The 16,045-nt window shown below is 64.5% G+C and carries 10 protein-coding genes and 3 pseudogenes; 3 read left to right on the forward strand and 10 right to left on the reverse strand.

Annotation, left to right across the window (positions count from 1 at the left end; translation table 11 throughout):
* On the forward strand, window positions 1–716 hold a 716-nt coding region (locus D3872_RS11515), incomplete at its 5' end, for a c-type cytochrome (protein WP_147373863.1).
* A gap of 591 nt (window positions 717–1,307) precedes the next feature.
* On the opposite strand, the pseudogene D3872_RS11520 reads toward D3872_RS11515, so the two are convergent.
* From D3872_RS11520 to D3872_RS11530, 3 genes and pseudogenes are all read right to left on the reverse strand, one after another.
* Window positions 1,308–2,463, reverse strand: a pseudogene (locus D3872_RS11520) (IS110 family RNA-guided transposase).
* Window positions 2,464–2,649: 186 nt separating this feature from the next.
* Window positions 2,650–4,695 carry a M13 family metallopeptidase gene (locus D3872_RS27480; RefSeq protein WP_441295143.1) on the reverse strand — a complete coding sequence of 682 codons (2,046 nt, stop codon included), beginning with the start codon at window positions 4,693–4,695 and terminating at the stop codon, window positions 2,650–2,652.
* A gap of 82 nt (window positions 4,696–4,777) precedes the next feature.
* Window positions 4,778–7,003 carry a TonB-dependent receptor plug domain-containing protein gene (locus D3872_RS11530; protein WP_119810902.1) on the reverse strand — a complete coding sequence of 742 codons (2,226 nt, stop codon included), beginning with the start codon at window positions 7,001–7,003 and terminating at the stop codon, window positions 4,778–4,780.
* Window positions 7,004–7,255: 252 nt separating this feature from the next.
* On the opposite strand from D3872_RS11530, the gene D3872_RS11535 reads away from it, so the two are divergent.
* Window positions 7,256–8,704 carry a S41 family peptidase gene (locus D3872_RS11535; protein WP_119810903.1) on the forward strand — a complete coding sequence of 483 codons (1,449 nt, stop codon included), beginning with the start codon at window positions 7,256–7,258 and terminating at the stop codon, window positions 8,702–8,704.
* Between the two features lie 153 nt (window positions 8,705–8,857).
* Complete coding sequence (locus D3872_RS11540; RefSeq protein ID WP_119810904.1) at window positions 8,858–9,979, forward strand: beta-ketoacyl-ACP synthase III; 1,122 nt, start codon at window positions 8,858–8,860, stop codon at window positions 9,977–9,979.
* A gap of 106 nt (window positions 9,980–10,085) precedes the next feature.
* Here the strand turns inward: D3872_RS11540 and D3872_RS11545 are convergent.
* The 7 genes and pseudogenes from D3872_RS11545 to D3872_RS11575 form a co-directional block, all read right to left on the reverse strand.
* Window positions 10,086–12,111 (reverse strand): annotated as a pseudogene (locus tag D3872_RS11545) (2,4-dienoyl-CoA reductase FMN-binding domain-containing protein).
* An 80-nt stretch (window positions 12,112–12,191) separates the two neighbouring features.
* Window positions 12,192–12,644: a hypothetical protein gene (locus D3872_RS11550; RefSeq protein ID WP_119810905.1), complete on the reverse strand. Its 453-nt coding sequence runs from the start codon at window positions 12,642–12,644 to the stop codon at window positions 12,192–12,194.
* 14 nt (window positions 12,645–12,658) lie between these two features.
* Window positions 12,659–13,117, reverse strand: a complete 459-nt coding sequence (locus D3872_RS11555) for a DUF2721 domain-containing protein (RefSeq protein ID WP_119810906.1) — start codon at window positions 13,115–13,117, stop codon at window positions 12,659–12,661.
* 67 nt (window positions 13,118–13,184) lie between these two features.
* On the reverse strand, window positions 13,185–14,141 hold the full coding sequence (gene pip / locus D3872_RS11560; protein WP_119810907.1) for a prolyl aminopeptidase: 957 nt from the start codon (window positions 14,139–14,141) through the stop codon (window positions 13,185–13,187).
* 38 nt (window positions 14,142–14,179) lie between these two features.
* Window positions 14,180–15,511: an amino acid deaminase gene (locus D3872_RS11565; RefSeq protein ID WP_119810908.1), complete on the reverse strand. Its 1,332-nt coding sequence runs from the start codon at window positions 15,509–15,511 to the stop codon at window positions 14,180–14,182.
* Window position 15,512: 1 nt separating this feature from the next.
* A pseudogene (locus tag D3872_RS26460) lies at window positions 15,513–15,611 on the reverse strand (AAA family ATPase); the annotation flags it as partial.
* The gene (locus tag D3872_RS11575; RefSeq protein ID WP_229459280.1) at window positions 15,612–16,043 is read right to left on the reverse strand and encodes a GNAT family N-acetyltransferase; all 432 of its coding nucleotides are present in this window, start codon (window positions 16,041–16,043) and stop codon (window positions 15,612–15,614) included.
* Window positions 16,044–16,045 lie beyond the last annotated feature (2 nt).

Consider the following 16,045-nt stretch of genomic DNA (forward strand, 5'->3'; position numbering starts at 1 on the left):
ATGCGATTGCAGCGCGCCTGCGTCCTGTCGCTGATGAAGGCTACACCCTGAAAGACGCAAACGCACCGAAAGTCCTGCTGGCTGGCGACGCTGTCTACACCGCCAACTGCGCAGCCTGCCACACAAGCGGCGCGGCCGGCGCACCGAAGCTCGGTGACGCAGGCGGCTGGGGCGCGCGTATCGCCCAGGGCTACGACACCCTGGTCAAGCACGCGGTTGAAGGCATCCGCGCCATGCCTGCAAAAGGCGGCAACCCTGACCTCGATGACGTGGAAGTGGCGCGCGCGGTGGTGTACATGGCGAACAAGTCGGGCGCCTCGTTCAAGGAACCTGCAGTCCCTGCACCGGCCGCTGCAGCAGCTGCGGCGCCGGCTGAAGCGGCTCCTGCGGCAGCGCCAGCGGCGGAAGCAGCGGCACCTGCCGCGGCAGCACCTGCTCCGGCAGCAGCACCTGCGGCCCTGGCGGCCGACGCGGGCAAAAATATATACAACGCATCGTGCGCAGCCTGCCACACTGCCGGCATTGCCGGTGCGCCGAAGTTCGCCGACAAGGCAGCATGGACCGCACGCATCAAGCAAGGCGACGCGGTAATGTACGAGCACGCGATCAAGGGCTTCACCGGCAAGACCGGCATGATGCCTCCGAAGGGCGGTTCCACCGCTTCGGACGCGGAAGTGAAAGCGGCTGTGGATTACATGGTTGCAGCTGCGAAGTAATCGTCCCGGCTTCGAAAAAACCGCTCACTCGCTGGGCGGTTTTTTTTCGCCGCGATGTTTGTGCCGCGTGATGCGCGGACATGGCGGAATGCGCCCGTTGGACTTTTCCACCCTTCTATGAACACTACGTTGTCAAGGGCTTTTCTCTCAAGTCCACCCATCTCCCGGCTGTATCGCTGATGTCAAGGAGGGGGTAATCCTTGACATCAGCGATACAGCCGTACACTGTCCGGCTTGGTGCAAAGGCACGCTCTACGCCTTTGCACCATGTCGACCAATCGTGCGTCTTGCTCGCCACGGATTTTCATCACGATGACTCTGTGATTCGGTACCCAAGCAACTGGTATGGCATTTTGAAGCTCTCGGTCTGCGACGTGAGACTTAGCTCACCACCTTCTATCCGCTGACGGCTTGGCCGCCTAGCCTGATACTGCATGCGCTTACGCTTAAGTTGACCGTGATGCGTACAGGCCCCATCTACTATTGGCGGTTGTCATGTAACCGGGGCGGAACACGGGCCTGTCTACTTCAAACTGCTCACTACCTTGCCAGACACCTTCTCACAACATCATCACCAAATCAAACAACGTGTCAGTGGGCCGCCGTCTTCAGCCTTGCCCCGTCGGGCACGACGTCATGCTCCAGATATCGCCACAATGCGATGACCAGGCGCCGTGCCACCGCGACGATGGCGATCCGTCGGCCGCGCTTGCTTTTGCTGCCGCCGGTGCGCTCCGCAAACCATCGGCTGATCGCACTCTCGGGCTGGTAGCGTAGCCAGAACCAGCTCATTTCGATGAGCAGCGATCGGACGCGTCGGTTACCCTGCTTGCTGATGCCCTGGTCAGCATGGCTGTTCCCGCTGTCGTAAGGCTGCGGGACTAGACCCACCGCAGCGCCAACCTGCCTTCGGTTTTCGAAGTTTCGCCAGAACAGTTCCAGCACCAGACGCTCGCTTCCCACATCACCGATTGCCCTGAGCCGCTGCAGCTTGCTCACCCGGTCCTGAACCGTCGCCGGCAGCTGCTTGAACCAGGACTTCTCCAACTCGTTGTACTGCTGCTCCACGAGCGCCATACGCTCGCATTCACGCAGCAGCCTTTCCAGCAGGTGCTGCGGCAAAGGGGAGCCGTCGTAGCAGCGTACCTTGCCTTGCTCAAGCCGCTGCTTGAAGTCCCCTGCAACGGCGGTCCAGCAGCCCACAGTGCGCAGCAGCTTGCGCATCCTGTCGCAGTGTTGCAGCACCTCTTTCTGCAGTTCGCCACGGTCGCGGGCCAGGTGCCGTTGCCCTTCGGCCTCCACCGGCGGGATCCGAATGATGCGCATGGCGTCTCGCTTGCCGCCCAGCCAGGCCCGCAGTGCGCTCACCAAGGCGATGGCGTCCAGCCGGGTCAGTCTTTGCCCGGCGCGCGTGGCGCGCCACCTGAAGGCTCGCCGGATCGCATATCACGGCCTTCACTCCGAACTGTTCCAATGCCCGCGCTATCCAGAACCCGTCCTGGCCCGCCTCGAACAAAACCACCACTCTGACGTTCTCGGGCAGCCCCCACTTCTCCTTGCACCGGGCGATCTCAGCAAGCACTTGCCGCAGCCGTTGCATCGGTTCTTCCCCGTCCACAGTCCTGATCGCGGCGTTCTCGCGCTGACCGTCGTGGAGGGCGATCTTCCACTTCTTAGATGCAAGTTCGAGGGACACTGCCAAAATCAATTCGGCAGGCGTAAAATAATTTTCACGGGCTGGCATCATCTCGTTCTCCCTTAAAGATATTGGTGGAACTTTAACTTTAGGATGAATTTGAGATTATTGCTGGCCCGCCCTCCTCATACATAGTATCTACGCCCTTCGATACGAGCTAACGATGGGCGTAAAAAAAGCCGCTCCTTGCGGGAGCGGCCTTTTGCCGAAGCGGGTTCGCTTAACCCGCTTCATACCTTACCAGATGATCACGCGGTCCTGCGGCGCCAGGTACATCTTGTCGCCTTCCTTCACACCGAACGCTTCATAGAAGCCCGGCTGGTTGCGCATGGTGCCGTTGGCGCGGAACTGGCCTGGCGAGTGCGGGTCGGTCTTGACCTGTACGATCTGCGCCGCTTCGCGCATCTTGCTGCGCCATACCTGGCCGAAGCCCATGAAGAAGCGCTGGTCGCCGGTCAGGCCGTCGATCACCGGCGCTTCCTTGCCGTTCAGGGACAGCTTGTAGGCCTTGTACGCGATCGCCACGCCCGAGTTGTCGCCGATGTTCTCACCCAGGGTCAGCGCGCCGTTCACGTTGTAGCCAGGTACAGGGCTGAAGGCGTTGTACTGCTTGACCAGCATGTCGGCCTTGGCCTGGAACTTGGCGCGGTCTTCGGCCGTCCACCAGTCGCGCAGGTTGCCGTCGCCGTGGACTGGCTGCCCTTGTCGTCGAAGCCGTGGCTGATCTCGTGGCCGATCACCGCGCCGATCGCGCCGTAGTTGGCCGCGTCGTCCGCGCGCATGTCGAAGAAACGGCGGCTGCAGGATAGACGCCGGGAACACGATCTCGTTCATCGTCGAGTTGTAGTACGCATTCACGGTCTGCGGCGTCATGCCCCATTCCTCACGGTCGATCGGCTTGCCCAGTTTGTTGACGTTGCGCTTGTAGCCGAAGGTACGGGCGCGCATCACGTTGCCGACCAGGTCACCCTTGTCGATGGCCAGGGTCGAGTAGTCGCGCCACTTGTTCGGGTAGCCGATCTTCGGCGTGAACTTGGCCAGCTTGGCCTGGGCTTCCTTCGTGGTCGCAGGGCCCATCCAGTCCAGCGTGTCGATGCTTTGCTTGTACGCTTCCAGCAGGTTTTTCACCAGGACTTCCATACGCTCCTTGCGCTCGGCCGGGAAGTGCTGGCCGACGTACAGCTTGCCGACCGCTTCGCCCATCGCGCTTTCGACGGTCGATACGCCGATCTTCCAGGTCGGGCGGTTCTCGGTCACGCCGGTCAGCGTGGTGCCGTAGAACGCGAAGTCGGTGTCGACGAAGTCCTTCGACAGGTATTCGGAGTAAGCGCGCAGCAGCTGCCATTCGAAGTACAACTTCAGGGTCGCCAGTTCGGTCTTGGCCAGCACCTCGTTGAAGCCCTTCAGGTAGCTGGGCTGGTTGACGATCACGTAGTCGACCTTGTTGGCGATGCCGGCTGCCGACAGCGCGGCCTTCCAGTCGTAGCCAGGGGTCAGCGCGTCCAGCTTGTCCACGTCGGTCTTGTTGTAGCGCTTGACCGGGTCGCGGTTGTCGACCTTGGTCCACTGCACTTCGGCCAGCTGGGTCTCGAAGTCGACGATCGCGCGCGCGGCTGCGACGGCGTTCTTCTCGCCCGCCATCGCCAGCGTCTTCTCGACGTGCTTCTCGTAGGCCGCGCGGGTCGTGACCATCTTCGCGTCGTCTTTTTTCAGGTAGTAGTCGCGGTCAGGCATGCCAAGGCCGCTCTGGGTCACATAGGCCGCGTACTTGGTGGATGCACGCGCGTCCTGGCCGACGTAGATCGCGTAGGGAACCGGCACGCCGATCTGCGACAGGTGGGCGATCATCGCCGGCACCGCCTTCTTGTCCTTCAGGCCGCGGATGCGCTGCAGCTCGCCGGCCAGCGGCTTGTAGCCCAGCTGCTCGCGGCGTTCCTGGTCCATGAAGCTGGCGTACAGGTCGCCGATCTTGCGCGCTTCGGTGCCAGCCTTCTGGGCCTTGTCCTTCTGCGCCGCTTCGATCAGCGCCAGCAGCTGCGGCTGGGTGTCGTCGCGCAGCTTGGCGAAGCTGCCCCAGCTCGATTTGTCGGCCGGGATCTCGGTGGCCTTCAGCCACTTGCCGTTCAGGTGGGCGAAGAAGTCGTCCTGCGGACGCACGGCAAGCTCGATGAACTGCACGTCGATGCCCGACACCGGGCCAGTTGCTGGCTTGCCGACGTCGGCTGCGCTGGCGAATGCCGCCATCAGGCTGAGGGACAGGGTACTCAGGAGGTATCGTTTCACAGGACTATCCTTATGGGGGGTCTCGAAAAATGGCTCATGGCCGTTTAAACACGTCATCGGGCAGCGGTAGCTGCCCTGGGCACTACAATTTCATCTCAAGCTTAACACTCACGGTGCGGTAACTGCGAGCCTCGCCGAAGGACATCTGGGCCAGTCCGCCGGTCGTCACCACACGGCCAGTCTCGTAATCTTCGCCCAGCAGGTTGTTGCCCGCGATGCGCAGCTGCAGGTCGTTGCTGAATTTCCACAGGCCGTACAGGTCAAGCTGGCGTTTCGGGCCGGTCGTCACGCGTTCGGTGAGGCTGGTCTGCACGTGGGTCGCCGGGGTCCAGTTGAAGCCACCGCCCAGTGTCAGCGGCAGGTCCTTCATGCGGTAGTCCATGCCCACGTTGGCGGTCTGGGCGGCCTGCTGGTCGAGCCGGTTGTCCGGGCCGGGGATGCCTTCGACGTCCGACCAGAAGCGGCTGTAGTTGGCGCGCAGGTCGATGCTGGGCGCGCCTTCCATCAGTTCCTCGAGCTGGAACTTGGCTTCCAGTTCGATGCCGCTGGTGCGCGCGCTGCCGATGTTGGCCGGGCTGGATACCCAGCGCGGCCCGAGCGGCGTCTGGCGCAGCGTCACTTCGCGGCGCATCAGGTTGTCGATGTTGCGGACAAAGGCGCTGGCCGACAGGATGCCGTTGCGGCCCAGGTAGTGCTCGTACGCGAGGTCGATGCCCTTGGCCAGTTCCGGCTTCAGGTCGGGATTACCGATGCGATCGGGACGGGTGGCGCTGTTCAGGCGCGAGAAGGTCGGCGCGGCGATCAGGTCGTTCAGGTCGGGCGCCTTGTAGCTGTGGGTGTAGCTGGCGCGCACCTGGTCCCGCTCGAAGCCGGGAATGCGCCATACCGTATGCAGCACGGGGCTGAACACGCTGGTGTTGTTCTCCACAGCCTCGCCGGCGCGGGTGCTGGTGGTGCGGATGCCTTCCCAGCGCAGGCCGAAGTAGGCCGACCACCGCTGCGTGATGTCCCATTCGTCCTGGATGAAGGCGGCGATGCGGCGCGTGTCGGCCGACAGGTCGGAACCGGAATCCTCGAATTGCGGCAGGCCGTTGCCGAGCGAGACGCGGGTCTGCTCGCGGGTGCCGCCTTCCACGTCCCAGCCTGCTGCCAGGTTGTGTCCTTCGCCGGCCGGCCTGGTGTACTTGCCGCCGAAGCTGGCGCTGGCGCTGCTCGACTTGTCGCCATCGACGAAGCGGTCGGTCAGCTGGCCGGCGGCGTTGTAGTGGAAGCGCTCCGAATCGCTTTTACTGCGTCCGCCGCCCACGCCGAATTTGACGTCGACCTTGCCGCCGCCTTCGAACTTGTGCACCCAGTTGCCGAAGCCGCGGGTGAAGGTCTGGCTCGAATCGGAGACGGACTGCGACAGCGCGTACTCCGGGACTACCTCCCCGATGTTCTGGACCAGCGCACTCTCGGTGGTGCTGTCGGTCTTGCCGTGCATGAGGAACTGCTGGTAGGTCAGCGTGTCGCCGTTGTCGAATTTGTACGACAGGCGCGGGCCGAGGTGCAGGCGGGTCGAGCGGCGGTCGCCCATGCCGAACACTTCCTGCTCCTTCTGGACCTCGCCCGTCGCGGTGACCACGTCCTGGTCGAACGAGAAGCTCTCGTCATGCTCGCGGCGCACGCCCACCGACGCGTTCAGCAGCCAGCTCACGCCACCAATCTTGCCCGGCACCGTCAGCGACACGTCGGGACTGTGCAAGCCCTGCTCGATGCTGTCGGTGACGCGCAGCTGGATGTCCTTCTGCTGGTAGCCCTCGCGCAGCACGATGTTGATGGTGCCGGCGATGGCGCGGGTCGAAAACTCCGCCACCGGCCCGCGCATGATCTCGATGCGTTCGACCTGGTCGGGCGCCAGCGATTCCAGCGAGAAGCCGGCCGGCGGACGCTCGCCGTTGACCAGCATCTGAGTATAGCCGCTGCCCAGGCCACGCATGCGCACGCCCCCTCCGCCACGTCCCGGCGCGCCGCCCATCGTCACGCCCGGCAGGCGCTTGAGGATTTCGCCAACGTTGCTGTCGCCGTTGCGGTCGAGTTCTTCGCGGCCGAACACCATTTTCCCCGCGGTCGAATTGCGGCGGGTTTCGGTGTCGTTGGCGCGGGTGCCGGTGACCATCACCGATTGCAACTTGTTCTTGGCAGCATCAGCGGCTACCGCTTCCGGCGCGACCGGGCCGGCCGGCGGGTCTTGCGCCTCTTGCGCGAACGCATAGCCGGCGGCGCCACTCAACAGGGCGGCGCAGGCGAGGGGAATCATTTTCTTCATTATTGCCAGTCAGGATTGTGTACAGCTGATGAAGCCAGCGGCTTCAGGTAGGGCTGAGGGTTGACCGGCATTCTAGCGTTCGTTTCCTTCTTATAAACGTCATGACGCCGTTTTTTACTTTTCGATACACAAGGACACAATGTATGCATCAGGTTTCCTTGCGCTGCCCGTGCGTAGGGGCGGCAATCGGGTTTATACTGGCCTCGCGAACTCAAGCGCACGTTGAATTTCTAGCATCGGTCAGGTGATCTCATGGGCTCCACACTCAAAAATTCCAGCCTCGTAGGCTTGGGCGTCATCGCCGGCGTCGCCGTGTCGATGCAATTTTCCGCGCTGGCCCAGCGTCCGGTCGACCCTGGCATGCCGCTGGAGGAATTGCGCCAGCTCGCCGACGTCTACGGCCTGATCAAAAGCGACTACGTCGAGCCCGTGCAGGACAAGAAACTGCTGACCGAAGCCATTTCCGGCATGGTCGCCTCGCTCGACCCGCACTCGGCCTACCTCGACAAGAAAGCCTTCCGCGAACTGCGCGAAGGCACCGAGGGCAAGTTCGTCGGGCTCGGCATAGAGATCGCCGAAAGCGAGGAAGGCTACATCCGCATCGTCGCGCCGATCGAGGATTCGCCCGCCTACCGCGCCGGCATCAAGGCCGGCGACCTGATCACGCGTATCAATTCCGCGACCATCCAGGGCCTGGCGATCGACGAAGCGATCAAGAAAATGCGCGGCGAACCGAATACCAAGGTCACCCTGACCGTGTTGCGCAAGGAAGCGCCGCAGCCGCTCATGTTCACCATCGCGCGCCAGGAAATCGTCCAGAAGAGCGTCAAGGCCAAGATCGTCGAGCCGGGCTACGCCTGGCTACGCGTGTCGCAGTTCCAGGAGCCGACCGTGGACGACATGGCGGCCAAGATCACCGCGCTGTACAAGGAAGACCCTAACCTCAAGGGACTGGTGCTCGACCTGCGCAACGATCCGGGCGGGCTGCTGCAGGGCGCCATCGGCGTCTCGGCCGCCTTCCTGCCGAAGGACGCCGAAATCGTGTCGACCAACGGCCAGCTGCCGGACTCGAAGCAAAGCTTCTACGGCCGCCCCGAGTACTACATGCTGCAGGGCGACGGCGACGCGCTGGCCAGGTTGCCGGCCGCGGTCAAGAACGTACCGATGGTCGTGCTGGTCAACACCGGTTCGGCATCGGCTTCCGAGATCGTCGCCGGCGCGCTGCAGGACTACAAGCGCGCCATCGTGATGGGCAGCCAGACCTTCGGCAAGGGCTCGGTGCAGACCGTGCGCCCGCTGACCAACGATACCGCCGTCAAGCTGACCACCGCGCGCTACTACACGCCGAAAGGCCGCTCGATCCAGGCCAAGGGCATCGTGCCCGACCTGTTGGTGGACGAATACGCCGACGGCGACGGCCTGAACGGCCTGCGCATGCGCGAAGCCGATCTCGAGAAGCACCTGTCGAACGACCGCGACAAGGAAGACGCCGTGGCCCGCAACGACGAGATGGAAGAGCAGATGCGCATCATCGCGGCCGAACGCAAGCGCGGCCCGCTGGAATATGGCGGCAGCGCCGACTTCCAGCTGAAGCAGGCCCTGAACCACCTCAAGGGCAAGCCGGTGCAGCTGTCGCTTACCCACGCGAAGACCACGCTGGCGCAACGGGGCGGCAAACCCGCTTCGCCGCTCAAGCCGTAACGCCACTCCGCACTACCGCCGCACGCCCTGTTGCAGGGGCGCGCCGCCCCTTCCCCGCCCCTCCCGTTTTCGTGCACTCGCTCTAAACTGCGCGTGTAGAATCAGCGCTGCCTGCCGCGTCCCGCGCGGCTTACCCTATTTGAAAGTTTATCGATGAAACAAGTCGTCATCAGCGGCACTGGCCTCTTCACGCCGGCCAATTCGATCACGAACGAGGAGCTGGTTGTCGCCTTCAACGCCTACGCGGAACTGTTCAACGCCGAAAACGCGCAAGCGATCGCCGAAGGCAGCGTCACCGCCATCGAACCGTCCAGCGCGGCCTTCATCGAAAAGGCGTCCGGCATCAAGTCGCGCTACGTGATGGAAAAGTCGGGCATCCTCGACCCCACCCGCATGACCGCACGCATTCCGGAACGCGGCGATGACGAACTGTCGCTGCAGGCGGAAATCTGCGTCAAGGCCGCGCACCAGGCGCTCGATAACGCCGGCCGCAGCGCGGCCGACATCGACATGGTGCTGGTCGCCTGCAGCAACATGCAGCGCGCCTATCCGGCAATGGCGGTGGAAGTGCAGGATGCGCTGGGCATCGAAGGCTTCGGCTTCGACATGAATGTGGCCTGCTCGTCGGCCACCTTCGGCATTCAGACCGCCATGTCGGCGATCCAGAGCGGCCAGGCGCGCGCGGTGCTGGTGCTGAACCCCGAGATCACCAGCGGCCACCTGAACTACCGCGACCGCGACAGCCACTTCATCTTTGGCGACGCCTGCACGGCGATCGTGATCGAGGCGGCGGAGACGGCCACGGGCAGCGACCAGTGGGAAATCCTGGAATCGAAGCTGAAGACCAGCTTCTCGAACAACATCCGCAACAACTTCGGTTTCATGAACCGTTTCGACGAATCGGGCGTGGGCAAGGCCGACAAGCTGTTCCGCCAGCAAGGCCGCAAGGTATTCAAGGAAGTGTGCCCGATGGCCGCGGAAATGATCAAGGCGACGGTGGAGAACGCGGGCCTGCAGGTGTCGGACATCTCGCGTTTCTGGCTGCACCAGGCCAACCTGAACATGAACCAGCTGATCGCGCGCATGCTGCTGGGCCGCGACGCAGGGCCGGATGAGGCGCCGGTGATCCTCGACACGTATGCGAACACCTCGTCGGCCGGTTCGATCATCGCGTTCCACAAGCACCATGAGGACATGCCGTCCGGTGCCAATGGCGTGATCTGCTCGTTCGGCGCGGGTTATTCGATCGGCTGCGTCGTCGTCCGAAAAAAATAATCAGACCCGTAGGGCGGATAAGCGAACGCGCATCCGCCATTGCGTGCGTCAACGTGGCGCCGGCAACGGCGGGTGCGCTCTGCTTACCCGCCCTACGTCCCTTCGTTCAAAGCCGCGCCGCCAGTTCCGCCCCTTCCCTGATCGCCCGCTTCGCATCCAACTCCGACGCCAGCGCCGCCCCGCCAATCTTGTGGAACCTCGGCCCGCCCGTGGTCCCTTCCGGCGGCATCAGCTCGGTCAGGCTGTCCTGCCCCGCGCAAATCACCACATTGTCCACCTCGATCAGCTTCTTCTCGCCGCCCACGGTCACATGCAGGCCGGCGTCGTCGATGCGGTCGTACTGCACGCCCGCCATCATCACCACGCCATTGCGGCTCAGGGTCGCGCGGTGCACCCACCCTGACGTCTTGCCCAGCCCCGCGCCCGGCTTCGATGCCTTGCGCTGCATGAGGTAGCCGCGCCGGCGCCGGCGGCACCGGCTTCACCAGCCCTCCCGCAGTGGTGGCGTCCAGATCCACGCCCCACTCAGCCGTCCATTCCCGGATCGGCACCGGCAGCGGATGTCCCGGGTTATGCACCAGGTACTCGCCCACGTCGAAACCGATGCCGCCGGCGCCGATGATGGCCACGCGCCTGCCGACCGGCGCCTTCTTCTGCAGCACGTCGACATAGGACAGCACCTTGCTATGCCCGATGCCGTCGATCGCCGGCATGCGCACCTTGATGCCGGTGGCGACGATCACGTCGTCGAAGCCCACCGCCAGCAGTTCCTCGCGCGTCACGCGCTGGTCCAGCTTCACCTTCACGCCAGCCAGCTCGATCTGGCGTCCGAAATAACGGATGGTCTCGGTGAATTCCTCCTTGCCTGGTATCTGCATCGCGATCCTGAACTGGCCACCGATGTTGTCGTTCGAATCGAACAAGGTCACGTCATGGCCGCGCTGCGCCGCCACCGTCGACGCCGACAGGCCCGCCGGTCCCGCGCCGATGACTGCTACCTTGCGCGGTGCGCGCGTCTTTTCGTAGACAAGCTCGGTCTCGTGGCAGGCGCGCGGGTTCACCAGGCAGGTGGCGCGCTTGTTCGAGAAGGTGTGGTCCAGGCAGGCCTGGTTGCAGCCGATGCAAGTGTTGATTTCGTCGGTGCGTCCCTGCGCGGCCTTGGCCACGAAGAAGGGATCGGCCAGGAAGGGCCGCGCCATCGACACCAGGTCGGCGTCGCCACGTCCGATGATGTCGTTGGCCTCGAACGGCATGTTGATGCGGTTCGACGCCACCACGGGAATGCTCACCTCGCGCCGCAGCCGCCCCGCCACGCTGGCGAACGCCGCGCGCGGCGCCGAGGTGACGATGGTGGGAACGCGCGCCTCGTGCCAGCCGAAGCCGGTGTTCAGGATCGTCACGCCGGCCTGCTCGAGCGCCTTCGCAACCGCGGTCACCTCTTCCCAGCTGTTGCCGCCTTCGACCAGGTCGAGCAGCGAGTGGCGGTACATGATGATGAAGTCTTCGCCCACCGCCTGGCGGATGCGGCGCACGATTTCAAGCGGCAGCCGCATGCGGTTCTCGATGCTGCCGCCCCAGCGGTCGGTGCGCAGGTTGGTGCGCGCGCACAGGAACTGGTTGAGCAGGTAGCCTTCGCTCCCCATCACTTCGACGCCGTCGTAGCCTGCCTTCCGGGCCAGCTTCGCGCAGCGCGCGTAGTCGCGGATGGTGGCTTCGATGCCGCTTTCGGTCAGCGCGCGCGGCTTGAAGGGTGAGATCGGCGACTTGACGCTGGACGCGGACACCGCCAGCGGCTGGTAGCCGTAGCGGCCCGAATGCAGGATCTGCATCAGGATCTTGCCGCCCTCTTCGTGCACGGCGTTGGTCACGCGGCGGTGGTTGATCACGTCGCCGGCGAAGTTCATGGTGCCGCCGAACGGCAGCAGCCAGCCCTGCCGGTTGGGCGAAATGCCGCCGGTGACGATCAGCCCGACGCCGCCGCGCGCCCGCTCGCGGTAGAACTCCGCCAGTTTGCCGTAGTTGTAGAAGCGGTCTTCGAGGCCCGTGTGCATCGAACCCATGATGACGCGGTTGCGCAGCGTGGTGAAGCCAAGGTCGAGGGGAGCCAGCAGGTGCGGGTAGGAAGTAGGCATTGTGGTTGTCGTTGTAAGCGTCAACCAGCATTAGAACCCGGTTCGGCTAGGGGCCGGGTTCTAATCGAATGCCCCGTGCCTTATTGCGCCGCGTGGCCCGGGCCGCGCAGTTCGGCGAAGTGTTCGATGTTGCCGATCTTGACCGTCACCGGGTTCAGGCTGGCGTTCGGCGACATCGAGCGCCACGCGAACAGCCACTCCTGTTCGCCGGCTTCGGCGATGGTCTTGGTGAAGGCCGCGCCGAGCGCGGCGCGCACGCCGTATTCGACGGCGCCGTCGATGCCGGCCCAGTTGGGCAGCGTGCGCTGCACCGCGCGGTGCAGGCGTTCGCCGAATTCCTCGGTATTGTGGATGGCCAGGCAGCTGTCGGCCGAATGGATGTCGAACAGCGCTTCGTCCCAGGCCTTGGAGAACGACAGGGTCAGGAAGTTATTCGACGGGACCAGGCGGAACAAGCCTTCCTTGAGCGCTTGTTCGAGTTCCTCGCGCGGCGCGTAGCGGTACAGGGTCGGGGGGCGTTGATAGTCATGCATAAATAGGGTTTCGGTTAAGCGGTCTTGCGCGGCGCTTGCCGCACGCGCAGGTGGCTGCGCTCGCGCATCGCCTTGGAAGCGATGAAGATTTCGCGCAACAGGAAATAGAAGCTGCCGATCAGGGCGAACACCCCGCACACGAACAGGCCGGCGATGTACCGGTCCAGCGGCAGGTTGGTGGTATCGCCCAGGAACAGCAGCGCGATGGTCAGGCAGATCAGGAAGCCGCAGGCGGTGCTGAGCGCGATCGATACGTTGATCAGGTGCGAGCGGCGGTCGAGCACTTCCAGCTCGCTCATGTACCCTTCATGGTGGCCGATCTCGAGGCGGTCTTCCAGTACGCGCGAGCGGTCGATGATGCGCGCCAGCCGGTTGGTCAGCACCATCAGCATGGTGCACACGCCGGTCAGCAGGAACACCGGTGCGATCGCCAACTGGATGACGTGGCCTATGTCGCTGAGTTTGATATCCATGGGTGGGGCAAAGTATGTTGGCGGTGTTGTGGCTCTAGTGTATCAGGCCGCCGCGCAAAACCGGGCCTCAGTCGAAACGCCCGTTCCGCTTGAACTGCTCGGTGGACTCCACCAGCGCCTTCGCGATGCCGGTTTCCAGCGCGCCGTGGCCGGCGTCCGGGATCATGCGCAGCCGCGAGCCCGGCCACGCCTGGTGCAGGCGGTAGGCCGATACCGGCGGGCAGATCACGTCATAGCGGCCCTGCACGATCACCGCCGGCAGGTGGGCGATGGCGCCGACGTTGCGGATCAACTGCTCGTCGCTGAAGAAGCCGAGGTTGGCCATGTAGTGCGATTCGAGGCGGCCCACGCCCAGGTCGAGCGTGTCCGAAGCCGGCTCCTCTTCCTGCGGCAGCAGGAACACGCGGCGTCCTTCGAAACGGCTCCATGCGCGCGCCGCCGGCCAGTAGACCGCCGGGTCGTCCGACAGCAGGCGCGTGGTGTAGGCCTTGAGCAGGTCGCCGCGTTCCGCTTCCGGGATCGGCGCCGCGAATTCGTCGTACAGCTCGGGATAAAACCACCGGATGCCGTTGATGAACCAGTCGATTTCGGCCGCGGTGCACAGGAAGATCCCGCGCAGGACGAAGCCGAGGCAGCGTTCGGGATGCGCCTGGCCGTAGGCCAGCGCCAAGGTCGAGCCCCACGAGCCGCCGAACACCAGCCACTTGTCGATGCCGAACTTCGCGCGCAGCTTCTCGATGTCGGAAATGAGCAGCTGGGTGGTGTTGTTGCGCCATTCGCCGAGCGGCATCGACTTGCCTGCGCCGCGCTGGTCGAACAGGATCACGCGGTAGTGCTGCGGGTCGAAAAAGCGGCGGTGCTGCGGCGACAGCCCGGCGCCGGGGCCGCCGTGCAGGAACACGACAGGCACGCCGTTCGGATTCCCGATTTCCTCCCAGTAGATCGTATGCAGGTCGTCGATTTCGAGCATGCCCTGGCGGTTAGGCTGGATCGGCGGGTACAGGGAGGGCGGGTTCGCGGGCATGGCTGTTCTCTTCTGGGTCGAGCCAGAATTGTAACGCACTAGAAAAACGTGTTCACGGCATGGCGCACGGTGTAGTCGTCGTCCACCGCCAGCAGCAGCGGCCATTTGTCGAAGGTGGTGCATGGGTGCGAGATGCCGCAGCCGACCAGGTCGCCCACCGCCAGCGATTCGCGCAGCGCGCTGCCCTCGGGGATCTGGAGGTAGGCATGCTGGTCGTTCATCTTGACGATCGCAAAGCCCTGCGGCAGCGCTTCCGGCCTGCCCGGCCCGGGCCGGTGCACGTACAGCGGCAGCGGCAGGTCGATGTCGTAGGATGCGTCGCGCTTGCCCATCGTGAGGATCGCCAGGCCCGGTTCGGGTCGCGACTGCACCATGCTCCACACTTCCAGCGCCGGCTGCAGCCGATCGCCAGGTGCGTGCGACTCGCGCTCGTCGAGGTCGCCGATCAGGCGGTGGTAGGAGCCGTGGTCGCTGGTCAGGTAGCAGCCGCTGCGCAGCACGGCGCGCACCGGGCGCGACAGCCCTCCCATCTTTTCGAACCCGCGCGCGACCAGGTCGAAGTAGGCGGAACCGCCCGCCGACACCATGATTTCATCGGCGCCGAACAGCCCTTCGGCGTCGGCGTCGCGTGCCAGCTGCGCGATCTGGGCGACAAAGGCATCGACCGCGCGCACGTCAGCCGCGCGGTCGCCGGACACCAGCAGGCCTTCGTAGCCCTCGATACCGGCCAGCTGCAGGCCGGGCGCCGCGGCTACGGCGCGCGCCACCGCCATCGCCTCTTCCGGCGTGCGGCACCCTGCCCGTTTTCCGGCTAGCCCAAGTTCGACCAGCAGCGGCAGCGGACGCGCCAGCGCATGTGCAGCCACCGCCGCCTCTAAGCGCTGCACGCCTTCGATGGAGTCGACCAGCGCTATCAGCTCGAAGTCGGGATCGCCGTGCATCAGCTGCAGGATGCTGTTGATGTCCGCCTTCGCCACCAGCTGGTTCGCCAGCAGCACGCGGCGCACGTTGAAGCGGTGCGCCATCTGCACCTGCGTGGCGGTGGCCAGCGTGATGCCCCAGGCGCCATTGGCCAGCTGGGCGCCGAACAGCTGCGGGCTCATGGTGGTCTTGCCGTGCGGGGCCAGCGTGGCGCCGTAGCGTTCGCAGAACGCGCGCATCCATGCGAGATTGTGCAGCAGCGCCGGAATTTTCAGCAGCGCCACGGGAAAACTGGTGTCGGCGTGGAGCACGTTCCAGCCTTGGACGCCGATCGCTCCCTGGGGCAGCGGTTCAGTAATCGGCAGGCCCTTGACGCCGGGCTGCAGCAGTTGTTCGTCGAGCGCGCCCAAGGCCAGGCTGTCGCGCGGGAGTGTTGGACTAGTCGACATCTCATGCCTCGTCTTGTTCGTCATCGGCCAGCAGCTGCTGCAGCCGGCGCGGATAGTGGTTCAGGAAGTCGCGGGTGATCGCGTAATGCTCGGTATCTTGTCATGGCCGCGCCAGCACGAAGGTCACCTCATCGTCGCCGGCAGCCAGGCTGCGTTCCCAGCCCTGCGCAGCGTAAAAACGCTCGGCCCGCGTTCCGGGGCCAGTACCGAGTACCACCCTGGCGTGCCCGAGCTGGAACAGGTAGCCGGTCACCAGCGCCAGCAGGCCCTTGCCGATGCCCTGGCCTTCCTGGGCCGGATCGACGAACAGCGCCCACACCGAACCGTTGTGGCGGTCGGCATACGCGAAACCCGCGATGGCGCCGTCGCGTTCGCACACCCAGCCGCGTCCCAGCGGCTCAAGATAGTCGATGTACATCTGGCGCGTGATGCGAGCCGGGTCGCGCACCCGGTTTTCCTGGACCGCGAGGCGGATCGCCGACATGGCGGGAATATCGTTTTCGACCGCGATGCGGTAGCTGAGTTTGTTCAAAT

It is taken from the genome of Massilia cavernae, assembly GCF_003590855.1.
GTDB lineage: Bacteria > Pseudomonadota > Gammaproteobacteria > Burkholderiales > Burkholderiaceae_D > Telluria_A > Telluria_A cavernae.

Coding starts and splice junctions, on each gene's coding strand:
- D3872_RS11550 (WP_119810905.1), bottom strand. CDS start 12,644: ATGCATGACTATCAACGCCCCCCGACCCTGTACCGCTACGCGCCGCGC.
- pip (WP_119810907.1), bottom strand. CDS start 14,141: ATGCCCGCGAACCCGCCCTCCCTGTACCCGCCGATCCAGCCTAACCGC.
- D3872_RS11555 (WP_119810906.1), bottom strand. CDS start 13,117: ATGGATATCAAACTCAGCGACATAGGCCACGTCATCCAGTTGGCGATC.
- D3872_RS11530 (WP_119810902.1), bottom strand. CDS start 7,003: ATGAAGAAAATGATTCCCCTCGCCTGCGCCGCCCTGTTGAGTGGCGCC.
- D3872_RS11565 (WP_119810908.1), bottom strand. CDS start 15,511: ATGTCGACTAGTCCAACACTCCCGCGCGACAGCCTGGCCTTGGGCGCG.
- D3872_RS11540 (WP_119810904.1), top strand. CDS start 8,858: ATGAAACAAGTCGTCATCAGCGGCACTGGCCTCTTCACGCCGGCCAAT.
- D3872_RS11535 (WP_119810903.1), top strand. CDS start 7,256: ATGGGCTCCACACTCAAAAATTCCAGCCTCGTAGGCTTGGGCGTCATC.